This is a genomic window from Hymenobacter aerilatus (genome assembly GCF_022921095.1).
Lineage (GTDB): Bacteria > Bacteroidota > Bacteroidia > Cytophagales > Hymenobacteraceae > Hymenobacter > Hymenobacter aerilatus.
In genome coordinates, this window is the sequence record NZ_CP095053.1 from 4,890,121 (window position 1) to 4,906,768 (window position 16,648).

At 55.8% G+C, this 16,648-nt stretch carries 14 protein-coding genes; 12 read left to right on the forward strand and 2 right to left on the reverse strand.

The window, feature by feature from the left end; translation table 11 throughout:
- The first annotated feature begins 2 nt into the window (after positions 1-2).
- The 7 genes from MUN82_RS20405 (at position 3) to MUN82_RS20435 (ending at position 7,527) form a co-directional block, all read left to right on the forward strand.
- Positions 3-767, forward strand: a complete 765-nt coding sequence (locus MUN82_RS20405; protein WP_245093407.1) for a tyrosine-protein phosphatase — start codon at positions 3-5, stop codon at positions 765-767.
- Between the two features lie 73 nt (positions 768-840).
- Positions 841-1,857, forward strand: a complete 1,017-nt coding sequence (locus tag MUN82_RS20410; RefSeq protein WP_245093408.1) for an NAD-dependent epimerase/dehydratase family protein — start codon at positions 841-843, stop codon at positions 1,855-1,857.
- 87 nt (positions 1,858-1,944) lie between these two features.
- On the forward strand, positions 1,945-3,342 hold the full coding sequence (locus tag MUN82_RS20415; RefSeq protein WP_245093409.1) for a tetratricopeptide repeat protein: 1,398 nt from the start codon (positions 1,945-1,947) through the stop codon (positions 3,340-3,342).
- 201 nt (positions 3,343-3,543) lie between these two features.
- Complete coding sequence (locus tag MUN82_RS20420; RefSeq protein ID WP_245093411.1) at positions 3,544-4,374, forward strand: phosphosulfolactate synthase; 831 nt, start codon at positions 3,544-3,546, stop codon at positions 4,372-4,374.
- A gap of 192 nt (positions 4,375-4,566) precedes the next feature.
- Positions 4,567-5,931 (forward strand): PQQ-dependent sugar dehydrogenase, encoded by a 1,365-nt coding sequence (locus MUN82_RS20425; protein ID WP_245093413.1) that lies wholly within the window; start codon positions 4,567-4,569, stop codon positions 5,929-5,931.
- Positions 5,932-6,040: 109 nt separating this feature from the next.
- A complete protein-coding gene (locus MUN82_RS20430) occupies positions 6,041-6,691 on the forward strand; it encodes a DedA family protein (RefSeq protein WP_245093415.1) in 651 nt (216 codons plus the stop codon).
- Between the two features lie 95 nt (positions 6,692-6,786).
- Complete coding sequence (locus tag MUN82_RS20435; RefSeq protein WP_245093417.1) at positions 6,787-7,527, forward strand: shikimate dehydrogenase family protein; 741 nt, start codon at positions 6,787-6,789, stop codon at positions 7,525-7,527.
- A 202-nt stretch (positions 7,528-7,729) separates the two neighbouring features.
- Here MUN82_RS20435 and MUN82_RS20440 read toward each other — a convergent pair whose 3' ends face one another.
- Entirely contained in the window at positions 7,730-10,234 is a 2,505-nt protein-coding gene (locus tag MUN82_RS20440; RefSeq protein ID WP_245093419.1) for a TonB-dependent receptor, read from the reverse strand.
- A 331-nt stretch (positions 10,235-10,565) separates the two neighbouring features.
- Here MUN82_RS20440 and MUN82_RS20445 point away from each other — a divergent pair, with 331 nt between their 5' ends.
- The gene (locus MUN82_RS20445) at positions 10,566-11,696 is read left to right on the forward strand and encodes a sensor histidine kinase (protein ID WP_245093420.1); all 1,131 of its coding nucleotides are present in this window, start codon (positions 10,566-10,568) and stop codon (positions 11,694-11,696) included.
- Positions 11,697-11,700: 4 nt separating this feature from the next.
- Positions 11,701-12,444 carry a LytR/AlgR family response regulator transcription factor gene (locus tag MUN82_RS20450; protein WP_245093422.1) on the forward strand — a complete coding sequence of 248 codons (744 nt, stop codon included), beginning with the start codon at positions 11,701-11,703 and terminating at the stop codon, positions 12,442-12,444.
- 158 nt (positions 12,445-12,602) lie between these two features.
- Here MUN82_RS20450 and wrbA read toward each other — a convergent pair whose 3' ends face one another.
- Positions 12,603-13,214 (reverse strand): NAD(P)H:quinone oxidoreductase, encoded by a 612-nt coding sequence (wrbA, locus tag MUN82_RS20455; protein ID WP_245093424.1) that lies wholly within the window; start codon positions 13,212-13,214, stop codon positions 12,603-12,605.
- Between the two features lie 340 nt (positions 13,215-13,554).
- Between wrbA and MUN82_RS20460 the strand changes: the two genes are divergently transcribed.
- Genes MUN82_RS20460 through MUN82_RS20470 form a run of 3 tightly spaced genes read left to right on the forward strand, consistent with a single transcriptional unit; the run spans position 13,555 to position 16,558 of the window.
- Positions 13,555-14,235, forward strand: a complete 681-nt coding sequence (locus MUN82_RS20460; RefSeq protein ID WP_245093426.1) for an RNA polymerase sigma factor — start codon at positions 13,555-13,557, stop codon at positions 14,233-14,235.
- A complete protein-coding gene (locus MUN82_RS20465) occupies positions 14,189-15,856 on the forward strand; it encodes a hypothetical protein (RefSeq protein ID WP_245093428.1) in 1,668 nt (555 codons plus the stop codon). The genes MUN82_RS20460 and MUN82_RS20465 overlap by 47 nt, the downstream gene beginning before the upstream one ends.
- A gap of 39 nt (positions 15,857-15,895) precedes the next feature.
- On the forward strand, positions 15,896-16,558 hold the full coding sequence (locus tag MUN82_RS20470; protein WP_245093430.1) for a hypothetical protein: 663 nt from the start codon (positions 15,896-15,898) through the stop codon (positions 16,556-16,558).
- Positions 16,559-16,648 lie beyond the last annotated feature (90 nt).

Consider the following 16,648-nt stretch of genomic DNA (forward strand, 5'->3'; position numbering starts at 1 on the left):
AAATGACCTCTTTTCTGCAAAGATTATTTGGTAGCATAGTGCCAACTGCGGCTCCTGCATCGTTGCAAGAGTTGGTAGTAGACATGCACTCACATCTGCTACCGGGTATCGATGATGGGGCCGCTACAGTGGAGCATTCAGTGGAGCTGTTGCGGGAAATGCAGGAACTGGGTTATCGTAAGCTGATTATGACGCCCCATGTGATGGGGGACTTTTTTCGGAACACACCTGCTACCATCAGGGCCGCGCTAGCTCAATTGCAAACAGCTGCTTCGGCAGCGGGTATTGAAGACATCGAGCTGGAATGCGCTGCTGAGTACTACCTCGACGAATGGTTTGGGCGTAAACTGGAAGCAGGTGAGGAGCTACTAACGTTTGGGGGCGACCGGCACTACCTGCTTTTTGAGACGTCCTACATCAACGAGCCTTTTAATCTGGCCGAAACCGTATTTAATCTGCGGGCAGCGGGCTATCAACCAGTGCTAGCGCATCCTGAGCGCTACACGTACCTCTACGGTCGGTTTGAGGAATTGGAGCGTATCCGCGAGAGTGGGGTGTTATTACAGGTAAATCTGAACTCACTGGCAGGCTATTATTCATCGGGAGCACAGCGTGTGGCCGAAAAGCTGATTGACGCCGGCCTGGTAGATATGCTGGGCACCGATGCCCACAACGTAAAGCATACGGGCACCTTACGTAATAAAGTGCTCACGGCTAGCTATCTGCGTAAAGCGTTAGAATTGCCCCTGCTAAATAAGACTTTGTAGGTAGCTGTAGGCCCGCAAATTTTCCTACATTCGGTTACGGACGATCCACCTTCGTCACGCTTATTTCCTTTGTATGATTTTCGTCACCGGTGGTAGCGGCCTGCTGGGCAGTTTCCTGATTGATGCGCTGGTGGCGCGCGGATACGCAGTACGGGCTTTGTATAGAAACGCCATTCCAACTGGTGCAACGGCCCAGCAGGTAGAGTGGGTGCAGGGCGACATTCGGGATACGGAGTTACTGTACGCTTCCCTAGACGGTATTACGCACCTGTTTCATTGTGCAGGGCTGGTTTCCTATGCGCCCCAGGACGAAACAGCGCTACTGCAGGTGAACGTGGAAGGAACGGCAGCGGTGGTTGATGCTTGTTTGCAGCGTGCGGGCGTGCGGCTTTGTCATGTGTCGTCGGTGGCAGCGCTAGGGGGCGCAACTGCAACGCCGGAAGCACCGGCGGGGCCACTGGTGCTGGATGAAACGGCAAAATGGGACCTGGGTGCTGAGCACCCTGCCTACGCTACGTCTAAATACCTCGCCGAGCTGGAAGTGTGGCGAGGAGTGGCCGAAGGGCTGAATGCTGTGATAGTAAATCCTTCTGTGATACTAGGGCCAGCCGACTGGGACCGAAGCAGTACCCGCCTGTTTCGCTACGCCTACCAACAACACGCCTTTTACACTGCCGGTAACATCAACTTCGTGGATGTGCGCGATGTGGTAGCAATGATGCTGTATTTGGCTTTTGAAACCAGCCTGATGAGCCAGCGCTATGTGCTGAGTGCGGGTGCAATGCCCCTGCGCGAGTTCCTGACGGAAGTGGCTCGCTACTTTCAAAAGAAGCCGCCTACCCTGCAAGTACCAACATGGGCAGCCGAGGCAATCTGGCGGCTGGAGCACCTGCGCTCTGTTGTAACCGGAGCCCGCCCGCTTATCACCAAAGACACGGCCCGCGCCGGCCGCCGCGCCACTAGTTACCGCGCCGAAAAGGTGCAGCAGGCTACGGGCCTACCCTTTCGACCACTAGCCGAAACCATTGCGTGGTGCTGCGAGGGCCTGCTGCAGAACTTGCCGGCATCCGGTGCGGTTGTTGTATCTTAGAAACAGTAGCGCTGCGCCCGTGGCCTACCTTACCATAGTCGGCAGAGTCTGCCTTTTTGACGGCTCTTTGCTTTTTGCAGTATGAGAATGAACGAGAATTTTGAGGAGCGGGATGAGGTACAGGCTACCGTACGCCGTTTCGAGCAGATGGTGGCCAGCAACGAGTCCGCCTTTTTTGACCTGGCTGAGTTTGAGAGTATCATCGACCACTATACTACCAATACCCAATACGATAAGGCTTTGCAAGCCTGCGAAGCAGCTGTTGCGCAGTATCCCTTTAGCACGGAGTTGCTGATTGACCGGGCGCAGGTGCTGGCCATGAAAGGCGAGTATACCGCCGCTGCCACCCAGATTGAAGCCGTAGCCCTGCTTGACCCCGACAACCCAGATGTAGCCGTGACGCGGGGCATTATCGCTACCCAGCGTGGCGACTTCTCAACGGCTGTGGACTTTTTTCTGGGTGCCGTAGAGCGCGCACCCGACCGCGACGACATTTTCTTTAATCTAGGGCTGGCGTATCAGAGCTGGCAGAAATACAAGAGTGCTGCTAAGTACTACAAGCAGAGCCTGCGCCTGAACCTCGACAATGATGTGGCCGTGCAGGAGCTGCTATACTGCCTAGAAGTGAGCGAGCGGCTGGAAGCTAACCTGGATTTTTTCCGGCGTTTCACCGACGAGGACCCATACTCCGCCATTGCTTGGTACAACCTGGGGCAGGCTTACTACCGTGCGGCTGATTATGAAAAGGCCGTTAGCGCGTTCGAGTACGCCATTCTTATCGATAATAAGTTCTACGAAGCGCACGGCTACCTAGCTAGCACCTATGTGAGCCAGGAGAAATACCAGGCAGCTATCGAGGAGTTTGCGTTGAGCTACGAGAAAGATCAGCCTACAGCTGAAGCTCTCTGTAATATCGGAGAGTGCTACGAAAAGCTGGAAAACTGGACCGAAGCTCGCCGTAACTACCAACGTTCCATCGACATCAATCCAGAGATGGACGAGGCGTGGTTTGGTATCGGTATTGTGCTGAACGCGCAAGAGCGGTGGCTGGAGGCCATTCATTTCTTCCGCAAAGCCACGACTCTATACGACGAGAGCGTGGAGTACTGGCTGGCTTTAGCAGCAGCAGAATACCAACTGGGCAACGTAGTATCGGCGGTAGAGGCCTACGACCGGGCCACGCAGGTAGCTCCCGACAACAAGGAGGGCTGGCTGAATTGGAGCATCATTCTCTACGAGCAGGGTAACTTTGACGGCGCCATCGACCTGATGCGCAATGCCGTGGAGGTGCAGCCCGCCGAAGCGGAACTGTATTATCGCCTATGCGCCTACTTATTGGCCGCTGGTCGTTACCGTGAAGCCTATGAGGTGTTGGAAAATGCGCTAACGCTGGACTTCAGCAAACATCGACTGCTGTTTGATTATTTTCCGGAGCTGGAATCGCAACGTGCCCTGGCCCGGTTGATTGACCAGTATCGGAAATAGGTAGGAGGGTACGGGGGACTAAAATGCTGCGGACTAGGTGACCGTTCAGCAGTTATTTTTCGAAGGGCAATTCAGCCCAACTCCTCAGTCTCCCGAACCCTCACTCTTACTTATAAAATTCGGGCGTACTTTTACGCCCGTTCTTTTTTTCGGGGCCACCCTTAATATGCCAACCAAGCCCCAAGACCCTAAGACCCTCATATGAACTACCACCTCGATCAACTTCCTGAACGCACTGAGAAACCCCGCGAGCAGGGCTACACCATGGTAATGGACAAAGGCCTGAGTGTACGCGAAACAGAGGATTTTCTGGAAGTAGGTGCCCCGTACACGGATATTGTGAAGCTGGGTTGGGCTACCTCCTTTGTGACGCCTAACTTGAAGCGCAAGCTGGCTGTGTACAAGGAAGCGGGTATTCCGGTGTATTTTGGTGGTACGTTGTTTGAAGCGTTTATCATTCGCAATCAGTTTGATGACTACCGACGGCTGCTGAGCGAGTTTGGAATGGAGTACGCCGAGGTATCGGACGGCTCGCTGGATATGCCCCACGACAAGAAATGCGAGTATATCCGCATACTGTCGAAAGACGTGAAGGTGCTATCGGAGGTAGGGAGTAAGGATGCGGAAAAGATTATTCCGCCGTACAAGTGGATTTCGCAGATGCAGACCGAGCTGGAAGCCGGCTCCATCAAAGTAATTGGCGAAGCCCGCGAGGCTGGTAACGTAGGCCTGTTCCGGAGCACGGGCGAGGTGCGCTCGGGCCTGGTAGAAGAAATCCTGACCAAAGTACCAGTGGAAAAAATCCTGTGGGAGGCTCCTCAGAAAGCTCAGCAAGTGTGGTTTATCAAGCTGCTCGGAGCCAACGTGAACCTGGGCAACATTGCACCCAACGAGATTGTGAGCTTGGAAACCATCCGCCTGGGCCTGCGCGGCGACACCTTCACGCACTTCCTGGATATGGACAACGTGGACGAGATGTTCAAACCTGCCAAGCCTACCGGTCGCCCTGGCACCTCTATGCCGCGCGGGTAGGCGAGTTATAATTCCTTAGAGGAAAACGCGGAGGCTCGTGGTGTTCTAACGTAAATACTCGTTGAATACTACGGGCCTCCGCGTTTTCTTCTGCGAACCTCTGCGAGATTATCCTCATAGTTTCTCACCGCCAGGGTAGGAACATTGCCTGTCGGTAGTGCGTAAGGGAGTATCCATTCTGTACTACCCTACATGAACCATCAACAGCTTTCTATATTCCTGATTCCTTTGCTTTTAGCGGGCGCGTGCAGCGGGCCTTCGAAGGAAGAAAAGCAGGAGGCCCAGGCCACTACCCCCACCGATACGGTAGCCACTGCCGTGCAGCCCCTGAAGTTGCCGGCACCTTACAAAACAGAATCGGTGACGCACCGGGTGAAGGTAATTGGCTGGCCGACCGGCAAAACGCCTACAGTACCCGCCGGTTTCGCCATCACCGAGTACGGTGGCAATTTTGATAGCCCGCGTTGGGCCTACGTGCTACCCAACGGCGACGTGCTGGTAGCCGAGGCGAATACATTGCCTAACAAGACCATCAAAAAGAAAGTAACGGCCGCCCTGGATTTGGATCCGTCTAAATCCTTGCAAGCCACGAGCGCCAACCGCATCACGCTGCTGCGCGATACCAACAAGGATGGTAAGCCTGATGTGCGTGAGACGTTTCTAAGCGACCTGAATCAGCCCTTTGGGATGCTGGTAGTAGGCAACAATTTTTACGTGGCCAATACCGATGGCGTAGTGCGCTACGCCTACAAACCGGGCCAAACCAAAATCACCGGACCGGGCCAGAAAATCTTGAGCTTACCTAAAGGGGGCTACAACAACCACTGGACGCGCAATCTACTAGCCTCGCCCGATGGCTCTAAAATCTATGTGAGCGTGGGCTCAGGCTCTAATGTGATGGAACACGGCGCCGAGAATGAGGAGCGTCGCGCCAACATCTTGCAAATTAACCCCGATGGCTCGGGTGAAAAGGTATACGCTAGCGGCTTGCGCAACCCCGTAGGCATGGACTGGCAGCCTACCTCCGGTAAGCTTTGGACCGCCGTGAACGAGCGCGACGAGCTGGGCGACGAGCTAGTACCCGATTACTTGACCAGTGTGCAAGAAGGCGGCTTTTATGGGTGGCCCTACTCGTATTTCGGGCAGAACGTAGACCCGCGCCGCAAGGACGAGCGGCCCGATCTGGTGAAGAAAGCCATCATGCCTGAGGTGCCACTGGGGCCGCACACGGCCTCGCTGGGGCTGGCGTTTTATGATCAGAAAACCTTCCCGACACGCTACCAGAACGGTGCATTTATTGGGCAGCACGGCTCCTGGAACCGCTCTACCTTCTCGGGATACAAGGTGGTATTTGTGCCGTTTGAGGGGGGCAAACCCACGGGCAAGTACGAGGATTTTGTAACAGGCTTCCTGGTAGGCAACGGCGACGAAGCATACGGCCGCCCGGTAGGTGTAACGGTAATGCCCGACGGCTCGATGCTGGTGACCGACGATGCCGGCAACAAGGTGTGGCGCGTGGCCGCCTCAACAGGTGCGCGCGGAGTCGCCAAATTATAGATGAAATAGTCAGTGAAGCCGGAAATTTGTTGGTGAAACGCCATTGGATTTCCGGCTTCACTCGGAATGACGGCCGCACGTGCTTTCTTTGTGGTCTAAACCCCGCTTCATGGAACTCCTACACCAAGCGCTGGACTTCGTTCTGCATCTCGACAAGCACCTCACCGCCATCATTGCCGACTATGGCACATGGACCTACGCCATCCTATTCCTGATTATTTTCGTGGAAACAGGCGTGGTGGTATTGCCCTTCCTACCCGGTGACTCTCTTCTGTTTGCAGCTGGCTCGCTGGCTGCTCTAGATGGCAGCCCACTGAATGTGGCTGTGCTGATGGCGCTCCTCATTGTGGCGGCTATATTGGGCGACACGCTCAACTATCACATCGGCGACTATTTGGGGCCGCGGGTATTCACGGATAAGTCGCGATTCCTAAAGCGGGAGCACCTGCTGAAAACGCAGGAATTCTACGTAAAGCACGGGGCTAAGACACTCATACTAGCCCGCTTCATTCCCATCATTCGCACGTTTGCGCCGTTTGTAGCGGGCATGGGTACCATGAGCTACGCCCGATTCTTAGCTTACAATGTCATTGGCGGCATTTTGTGGGTGATTTTGCTGGTAGGCACCGGCTATCTATTTGGACAGGTGCCCATTGTGCAGAAGAACTTTTCACTGGTCGTGGTAGCCATTATTGTGCTGTCTATTTTGCCGGCGGTATTCGAGTTCTTTCGGTCGCGCGGTCAGAAATCGGCCGTCTAAGTTGTTTTTTCAATAGAAAATAAACCGCTTCGTCCGCGCCGGATGGGGCGGTTTTTTCGTTGTTTTAGGTCGCCTACTATTTTGCTATTTGCTGTATGAAAGAATTTGGATTGATTGGCCGCACGCTGAAACACTCGTTTTCGCAGACCTATTTCACCCAAAAGTTTCACAACCTAGGCCTCGACGACCACCAATACGAGCTGTTTGAGCTACCCGAGGCCGCCGACCTGGCACAGCTGCTGGCGGCGCGCCCGCACCTGGCTGGCCTCAACGTCACGATTCCGTACAAAGAGCAAATCTGGCCCTACCTCGACGAACTGGCCTCTTCGGCCGCTAGGGTAGGGGCCGTGAATGTGGTGGAGTTTACGGCCGATGGCCGCCGCGTGGGGCACAACACCGATGTGGTAGGCTTCCAGGAGTCGTTGCGCCGGTTCTACCCCCGCCGCGACGTGCCCGACCGCGCCCTGGTGCTAGGCACTGGCGGCGCCTCCAAGGCGGTAGAAGTAGCCCTGCGCGACCTGGGTATTGGCTACTGGCTGGTATCGCGCAACCCGCTCAACCACGGCCTCACCTACGACGACCTGGCGCCCGACCTAGTGGCGGCGCACCCGCTCATCATCAACACTACGCCTTTGGGCACTTTCCCCAACGTGGACGAGTGCCCGCCGCTGCCCTATCACGCCCTCACTCCCCAGCACTACCTCTTCGACCTCATCTACAACCCCGCCGAAACCAAGTTTCTGCAACATGGCCTCGCCGCCGGCGCCCACGTCCTCAACGGCTTCGAAATGCTCTGTCTGCAAGCCGAAGCCGCCTGGGAGATTTGGAATAGGTGAAAGGGTAAAGTTGTAGGTGGTGAAGTGGAGAAAGGGTAAATAGTGAGTTAAAAACGCGTGTCATCCTAAGCTTGCGAAGGACCTTCTCACGTTTGGACGAGTCGTTATTACGATGGTCGTTCTACTGCGAGAAGGTCCTTCGCAAGCTCAGGATGACACGCGTTTTTTAACTCACTCAGCTACTCTCTCACCCAGTCACTCCCTACCCTCCCTGCTGGCCGCCACCACCGCCTTTGCTGTCGTTGTTTTGAATGCTGCGACGCCGGCGTTGGGGGGCACCGTTGTCTACCTTGCCGAAGCGGTAGCTAAACGACAGGCGCACGTTGCGCTGGTAGCTGAAGAAATTGCTGCGGCTGATGAAACGGTCGGTGGTAGTGGTATTGCGGAAGTTGATGCCGGGCTGAAAGAACGTGTTGGCGTTCAGCGTGAGGTCGGCTTTTTCGTTCAGGAAGGTGCGTTTCAGGCCTAACGAGTAGTAGTAGTAGCCCGAGTTGCGAGACTGAAGTTGTACCCAGCCGGCATAGTAACCAGCGTAGAATTGGGCAGTGTATTTCTCCTTGAACTTATAGGAAGAGTTGACGTTGGCACCGTACATAAACCGGCTGCTGGTGCGGTTGAGCGCCGGACTGTTCAGGCGGATGTAACTTATATCGAGGTTGCCACCCAGCTGCAAGCCCTTCACCGGCCGTACCGAGGTGTAGATGTTGGAGCCGATGGTGCTGCTGCTGGCAATGTTGCGGAAGGTGGACTCGCTGCGACCTTGCTCTTCATTATAAAATAGTACCGATTCGATAGAATTGCTCGTGCGCCGTCCGTAGAGCGAGACGGTGAGCGACGACTTCTCGGCGTAGGTATTGTACGACAAGTCGATGTTCTGCGTCAGTTCGGGGCGCAGCTCGGGGTTGCCGTAGGAAATATTGCGCGGGTCGGTTTGGTTGACGTACGGATTGAGGTAATAAATCTGGGGGCGCTGGATGCGGCGGGCGTAGGTGATGCCCAGCGTTTGGCCTTCCTTCTTGAGGTTGCGGGTAGCGCTCAGGGTAGGTAGCACGTTCAGATAGTCATTCCGAAACCGGCCGTTTTCACCCGAAAATTCACCCTTGATATCCGTGTACTCAGCCCGTGTGCCCAGCGTGAAGCTGTACTTCTTTCCGAGTGCAAAACCCAGGCTGCCATACGCCGCCAGCACGTTTTGACGGTAATCGAAGGCATTGGAGCGGAGGTCATTACGTATAAAGTCGGCTTGCTGACCTGTTCGAAGCGTGTCTAAGTCATAGTCGCTACTTACTTGGCGCAGAATGGCCTTGGCACCCGTTTCCAGCGTAGTCTTGCCCTTGAAGGGGTGTATGTAATCAGTCTGAATAGTGTTTTCGCGGTTGAAGGCCAAGTTTTCACTCCGTTCTTGGTATTCTAACCGCTCGCTTTCTTCCGTCGTCCAGAAGGGCTGAAATTGGTCCAGTGTATAGTTCTGGCGCGAGCGGCTCACGGAGTGCTGACCAAGCACGCTCCACTCGCGGCGGGGCTGATCCTTGAAAGTACGCGTGTAGCCGGCACTTACGTCGTAGTTGCGCGAGGGCGTGCGCTGCCGGATGTCACGGGTGTAGAGCGTATTCAGGCTGTTGTATTGCTCTAACTGAGGAAACACCCGGTACTCATTGAACAGATCCTGGTCGTTGACGGAGTGGTAGGCATTGCCGGTGAAATCCAGCGTGAAGCCGCTTTGCTCGGTCGGGTCGAAGGTGAGGCCTACCTTGCCAAAACCTCCACCGCCGCGCGACTTATTTTCCGTGTTCTGCGTGAGTTGGCCGGTAGCTCCGTCCAGGTAATCGGTGCGGGAGCTGTTACTACGACCGGGGTATTGGTTGTAGAAGCCGCTGAGGCTGCTGGTAAAGCCCACTTTACCGCGGCGGGCGTTCAGGGCACCATTTAGGTTCTGGTTGCGGTTGCCTACCCCAGCGCCTACCCGCCCATTCACGCCCTGCAACGAGTTCTTCTTCAATACAATATTCACTACCCCGCCCGTGCCCTCGGCATCGTACCGGGCCGATGGGGTAGTCAATACTTCCACGGCCTTGATCTGGTCGGCTGGAATCTGCTTGAGCGCCTCTGCCAAGTTACCGGCTAAGATGGCCGAAGGCTTATTGTTGATGAGTACGCGCAGGTTGCTAGAGCCGCGCAGCTGCACGTTGCCGTCGGCGTCCACGTTCAGCAAGGGTGTTTTGCGCAGTACGTCGGAGGCCGTGCCGCCGGTGTTGGTAGCATCGGCCTCGGCGTTGTATACGATGCGGTCGGGGCGGGCCTCTACTAAGGGCTTTTCGCCTACCACCGTTACCTCACTCAGCTTCTGCGTGGTAGCCGCCAGCGTCAGTTGGCCCAGGTTTTTGGGCGTAGCCCCTAGCGTTACAGTTTCGGTGCGGCTGGTGTAGCCCACAAAGCTGACCACTAAGCGGTAGGCGCCGGCTGGGGCTGTCAGCACAAAGCTGCCCTTCTCGTCGCAGGCCGCGCCAGCCACGGGCTTGTCGCCGGTGGGGGGTAGGAGGGCCACCGTGGCAAAAGGTACGGGTTGCTTGGTAGCCTCGTCTAGCACGGTGCCCGTGAGGCGGGTGGTAGTGCTCTGGGCCGTGGGCGTGGGCGCTGACTGAGCCTGTACTGTATGGCCGTAGCTAAGCGTGCCGGCAAGCAGCAGGTAGGTAAAGTAATACTTCATACAACTATAGAAAGGAAGGCGATAAATGGCACAGATAAGGCGCAATCGGGGCAAGGATTCGAGAAGGGTAGGCAAGGTTGCATCGGCTTGCTAACGCCAAACATATATTAATTCTGATATAGGGTAAGTTAAATTTCTATAAACTCATTCTATATACCTATCAAAGTGATAATCACCTCAATAAAAGGCAATAAAGCGCTGGCAAACAGACGAGCTATGTTCGTCGAGGAAAGCATCTTATCCGTCATGGTTTGCACGCCTTTCGTTGAAAATTATCCGGACATACAGCACTAGTGTGTTACTTGTAGTGGCCTACCCCTGCGTTCTGTTTATGCCCCTTTCGCTTTCTGTTTCTACGACCATGCGGCACAGGCTGCGGCCCTGGCTACCCGCGTGGCTGCCGCTGCGGCCATGGCCACATGTGGTATGGTTAGCGCTGCTGCTATTTGCCGATTTTCAATTGTGGTACAGCCAGATGGGCCTTTACTACCGCGAAACCGAAAGTGGTTGGCACTTCTTGCTGAAAGCTTTGTGGGTGGATGCCGTTGACTGCGCCTTGTTCTACTTCAATTGGATTGTGTTGTCGCGCCTGCTGCCGGCGCGGCGGCTGGTGCTGTACGTCGGGGCAGTGGTAGGGGGCGTGCTGGTGTTTGCCGCGCTGCGCATCGGCATTAGCGTATTCTATGCCGAAGGGGTGCAGCAGTTTACGTTTGCCGAGCATGTGCAGATGCTCAGTAACTACCATTTGGTGCTGGGGTTGCTGATTGTACTGCTCAGCGGCGGCCTGCGCCTGGCCGTCGACTACGTGCAGGAACACGACAACCGCCGTGAGTTACAAGCCCAGCACCTCGTCACGGAGCTGTCGTTGCTGAAGGCACAGGTAAACCCGCATTTTCTATTCAATACACTCAACAACATCTACGCCCTCACGCTGCAACACTCGCCCCGCGCCCCCGAGGCCGTGTTGCGCCTGGCCGAAATCATGCGCTACGTGCTCTACGAAAGCGGCGCCGATACTGTGCCACTAACTAGGGAGCTAACGCATTTGCGCGGCTTTCTGGACTTGCAGCGCCTGCGCCTACCCGGCAACGCCGCCGCGGCCGTGCAGTTGCACACTACCTTGGCAACCGGCGCCGAGTACGTGTTTCCGATAGCGCCCATGCTGCTGCTCCCCCTGGTCGAGAATGCCTTCAAGCACGGCCACTTGCAGGCCCCGGCTCCCGCCGTGCAGCTTGAGTTGCAAGTGAATGAAGCCGGCGTGCTGCGCTTTATGGTGCGCAATGCAGTGGCCGCGCCGCAAGCGGCCTCATTGGAAGCGCCCGGCGGGGTAGGGCTACCCAACCTGCGGCGGCGACTAGCGCTGCTTTACCCACAGCGCCACACGCTGACCATCGACGCCACGGCGCAGGAGTTTTGCGCTACTCTTACGGTGCAGCTGCGCCCCACGGCGGTTATCTTATAGCATCATGGAAAGTTCTTCTGCGGTGCGCAGGTTATCCTGCGTCCTCATCGACGACGAGCCGCTGGCCCTGGATGTGCTAGCCGGCTACTGCGCTCAACTACCTTTTCTGACGGTACAAGCCCAGTTTCATGAGGCCACGGCGGCGCTGGCGTACTTGCGCACGCAGCCCGTGGATGTAGTATTTCTGGATATTCAGATGCCAGGGCTCAATGGGCTGCACCTGGCGCAGCTGCTGCCCGCGCCGGCCCCGCGCATCATCTTCACCACCGCCTACGACCAGTACGCCGTGCGCAGCTACGAGCTAAATGCCACCGACTACCTTCTAAAACCCGTGGCCTTCGAGCGGTTTGTGCAGGCAGTAAGTAAAGTATATAGCGGTCCAGGGCGCAGCGAGCCAGCCCTACCCACGTTGCCAATAGAGCCACCACCCGAGGCCATTTTGGTGCGTCACGAAGGCCAGCTACGCCGAGTAGCTTTCTCCGAAATTCAGTATATCGAAGGGCGTAAGGAGTACTTGTTACTGCATACCACCCAGGGTAGGCTGCTCACGTTACAGTCGTTTCGGCGGGCTGAGGAGGTGCTGCCGCCCACGCGTTTTGTGCGTATTCACCGCTCCTACCTCATTGCCCTGGCGCATATAGAGTACCTGGAGCGTGGTAGGGTGCGGGTAGCCGGCCAGTTCCTACCCATCGGCGACACCTACCGCGAGGCTTTTTTGGAAAGGCTGCGAGGGTATGAGCAGCTGTGAAGGTAGAGGTTACAAACAACATCTTAAAAGAACGTCCTGCTGAGCGAAGTTGAAGCATCTCTACTGATAGTAAATGGATTACTCACAGTAGAGATGCTTCAACTTCGCTCAGCAGGACGTTCTTTTATTAAGGCGCTTACGCCTCTAAAAATATCGGCTTACGAAGCCAGTTTCTTAGCAATTTGGGCAGTGTGCCGGCCTTGGAAGCGGGCACCTTCCAGCTCGTTTTCGCTGGGCTGCCGCTCGCCCTGGCCGCCGGCCACGGTGCTAGCGCCGTAGGGCGTGCCACCGGTTACCTCGTGGTGACCCATCTGACCCTGCCAAGCGTAGGGTAGGCCCACCAGAATAATGCCGTGGTGCAGTAGCGCTGTGTGCATCGCTCGAATGGTTGTTTCCTGACCGCCGTGCTGGGTAGCTGTGCTTACAAAAGCGCCGCCTACTTTGCCTACCAGCGCACCTTTCGCCCATAGGCCACCGGTGCTATCGAGAAAGGCTTGTATCTGGCCGCACATGTTGCCGTAGCGGGTAGGGGTGCCAAGGATAATGGCGTCGTACTCCGTCAATTCGTTGGGGGTGGCTACCGGCACGTGCGCAAAGGCCTTTTGGGCTCCAGTGGCACCCGTTTTGTCGAGTACTTCTTGGGGTAGGGTCTCTGGCACGCGTTTAATTACCACGTCGTTGCCTTCTACCTCGCGGGCACCTTCCGCAATGGCTTCGGCCAGCTTGTACACGTGACCATAGGTGGAGTAAAACAGGATGAGTGTTTTCATGGACAAAATGAAAATAGAAAATGGTGGAAGGAGTTGGCAATAAGTAAGGCAACGGGTGTAGATACACTATATGCCTCAGTATAGTTGTGCTACACAGACTAAATTCGCTTTTAACTAACTGATTAAAAATAATTTACTAAATAAAATGTCATAAATATATTGCTGGGTGCAACCTTACCGTGGGTAGCTGGCATCTACTACACACAACTCAGTAGCCACGCTCTGTAATTGCTTCCTATTCCACAGTTCCGCGTTGTATGTTGCATTCTTACTGCTGCCCCTGCGCCCTTAGAGCTAGTACTCAAAAGTCTATTGCTGCCTACGCAGGTAGCTGGGCCCAATGAGCGCGCTGGCTAATGCGCTGGGTGCTACGGGCGCTTTGCGCGGGCTGTTCAGCCGGCAAACCGCCGAGGAGCTACCGGCCCCAACGGCCGCAGTGCGCCGCCTGACGCCCCCCGCCCAACTCACTGAGGCCGAGTTGATTGACGGCTGCCTGAATGGTAGCCGCCTGATGCAAAAGCATCTCTATGAGCGGTTTGCTGCCCGCATGATGGCCGTGTGCCTGCGCTACGCCCAAACCACCTTCGAGGCGGAGGACGTATTGCAGGAAGGGTTCCTGACCGTATTTAAGAACCTGGGCAGCTTCCGGCGCGAGTGCCCGCTGGAGTTCTGGATCCGGCGCATTATGGTAAATGCCGCGCTGCGCCAGCACCGCCGCAACATGCCCCTGGTGGCCGTGAGCGACGGGGGCGACTACCCCGAAGACCTAGCTGGGGAGGAGTTCGTATTGGCCAATTATGCCTTCGAAGATCTGTTGGGGATGGTGCAAGAGCTGGCTCCGCGCTACCGCATGGTGTTCAACCTGTTCGCCATCGAAGGCTATAGCCACAAGGAAATAGGGGAGATGCTGGGTATTTCCGAGGGCACCAGCAAGTCGCAGTACTCACGGGCCCGCGTTATTTTGAAGACTAAACTTGAGCGCCTCGACGCGCAACATTCGCATGGGCACCTCCGCAAATAAAGCCGCCCCTACCTCTCCGGACCCCCGGCCTACCGGCGACCTGGAGTACCTATTCCAGCAAAAGCTGGGCGAGGCCGAAGTCGCGCCCCGCTTCCAGTTGTGGGAGCAACTCGACCACGACTTGCTGGTGCAACAAAATGAAACCTACCGCAAGCGGCTGCTGCTGCATCGATGGGTGGCAGCGGCTTGCCTACTGCTGCTGCTGGGCGCGGGCAGCTGGTTGGGGATGCAGCAATGGCAAACCACCACTGCTCCCGAGCTGGCCAGCACCACTCCGGCCGGGCACTCCTCTGCCGACTATGCCGCTACCCATAGCGGACGTAGTGCTACGGCGGCCGGTACTTCGGTAGCAGCCGATACCAGCCGTACGGAATCGGAAAGTGACGCAGCGGGACTAACCGCAGCGCTGGGGGGCGAGGAAGCATCCTCTGCCAACCACTTACTAGCAGTCGTGTCGCAAGCGGCCGGGCGCTCGGCAGGACGAGCAGCGTATCCCGGCACGTCGCTGGTTGATGCTGGAGTTGGTGCTTCGGGTGAGCTAACCACTGCTTTCTCGCGTGGCAATTCGTCATCAGTGTTTGCAGCCTATATGCCTGCTACCGCCGCTGAGGTCAGCCAAAGCACTAAGGCGGGTACTACCGCTTGGGAGTTGCTTGCTACGCGGGCGGCGCGGCTGGGCTCGACGTTGGGCCGCTTCACCCACCCCGATACCCTGAAGCCTTCTTTGCTGGCCGCGCCGCCCATGCTGGCTGCCCTAGAGCCCCCAGTTGAGGAAGAAAAGAAAAAAGTAGCATTGGGTGGGTGGCGTTTCGGCGGCTCACACGCCGTGTCGTCGTTTAATCCCAACATTAATTTTGCGCAGGCCAGCGCTCAAAGCACTGCTTCGGCCATCAACAACCTCGCCTTTCTGGATAGCCGGGGCGTACAAAACGTGGCCTACGAAGCCGGCGCCGCCGAGTACCGGCAGAACCTGCGCGCCGGGGTAGGGCAGCGCGTGGCCCTCACGGCTGCCCGCCCGGCTGGCAAGCACTGGGTGCTGCTGGCCGGCGTAGAAGCCGGCGAGTACCGTGCTTCCTCCGAAACGTCGTTTGCGTCGGTAGCACAGAGCGAAACGGCGTTTGCCGGCCGCGCTACGCCGGCTTATCAATCGTCTCCTTCCAACTCCTTCTCGAATGATGCTGCATCGGCCCGCCCGGCCGTGGCCTATACCACTACCCCACGCGCTACTTCCTACCGCTACCGCACGGTGGGCGTGCCCGTGGCCGTGCGCTACGGCTCCCAAAAGACGGGCGTGTCGCTCTACGCCAAGGTAGGCGCTGCTGTGGACCTGTTGCTGGGTAGCCGGGTAGAGGTAGCCGACGAGGCCGCCGCCACACGGGAATACTCCATCAGCACAGCCAACTCGCCCTACCGTCAGGTAATAGCCACCGTGCGCGGCGGTGGTGGCGTGCAATACCGCCCGGCTGGCGCCACGTGGGCCATCCTGGCTGGTCCTACTGCTGAGGCTGGCCTGACCACCCTCAACCGTGACCCGACCCAAGCCCTACTGCGCCGCTCGCGGCCTTATCTAGTGGGCGTGGAAGCCAGTATAGAGTTTGGCGGCGCATCAACGAGGCATTAAACAGATTGTGCCTGTACAAATTCGTTATATCAAAAAAATATGAAAAGGTACGGCATATTATCTGTTGCCTTCTTATTACTGGTATCTTGCTCCAAGACAGAATCTGACACTCTGATTATCTCAGAAGGCGAGTGCATCGAAAAAATAGCTGTAAAGCAAGATACGCATCGGGTGTCCGATGCCGACTATACTGCAACCACGCGCCTTTTTCAACAAAATTCAATTCCTCTACAAGGGCTGCGTATTGTACAATACGATACAGAAACTATTATTCTTAATGGAGTGAGTAACTCTTATGTACATATAAAAGTCGCTCAATACAGCGGAGATCTGCCCTTCTTCTACGGAGAGATTGGGTATCACTTTAAAGACGGTAAGTTTTATTATCTATCTGGCGATAAGCTCACTACAACCTTAAGTCCAGTAGGAAAGTTGCCTTTGCGTGCCGTGCGTACCTTATACTTTAAAGCATTTGCTACTTATAATCAGCAGAGAAACTTTTATAAAGCGGCAGATTTTATGAATAAATGTGTAGACGCTGAATTAGGGTATTATCCTGTGAAAACATCTTCTACGCCAACAAAGATTGTGCGGGCATGGCATGTTACGCCGAAAGGCAAACAGTATCCAGAGGCATATATTGATGATGAGAATAGTGAAACTATTTATTTTTTCGATGGGATTATGAGTTTATCGAAATAAGTAGTGAATTTATAATTTAATTATTTATCGCTGATAAAAAGCCTGACCACTGAAATGGTCAGGCTTTTTACTGCTATTTAAAGCAATTTA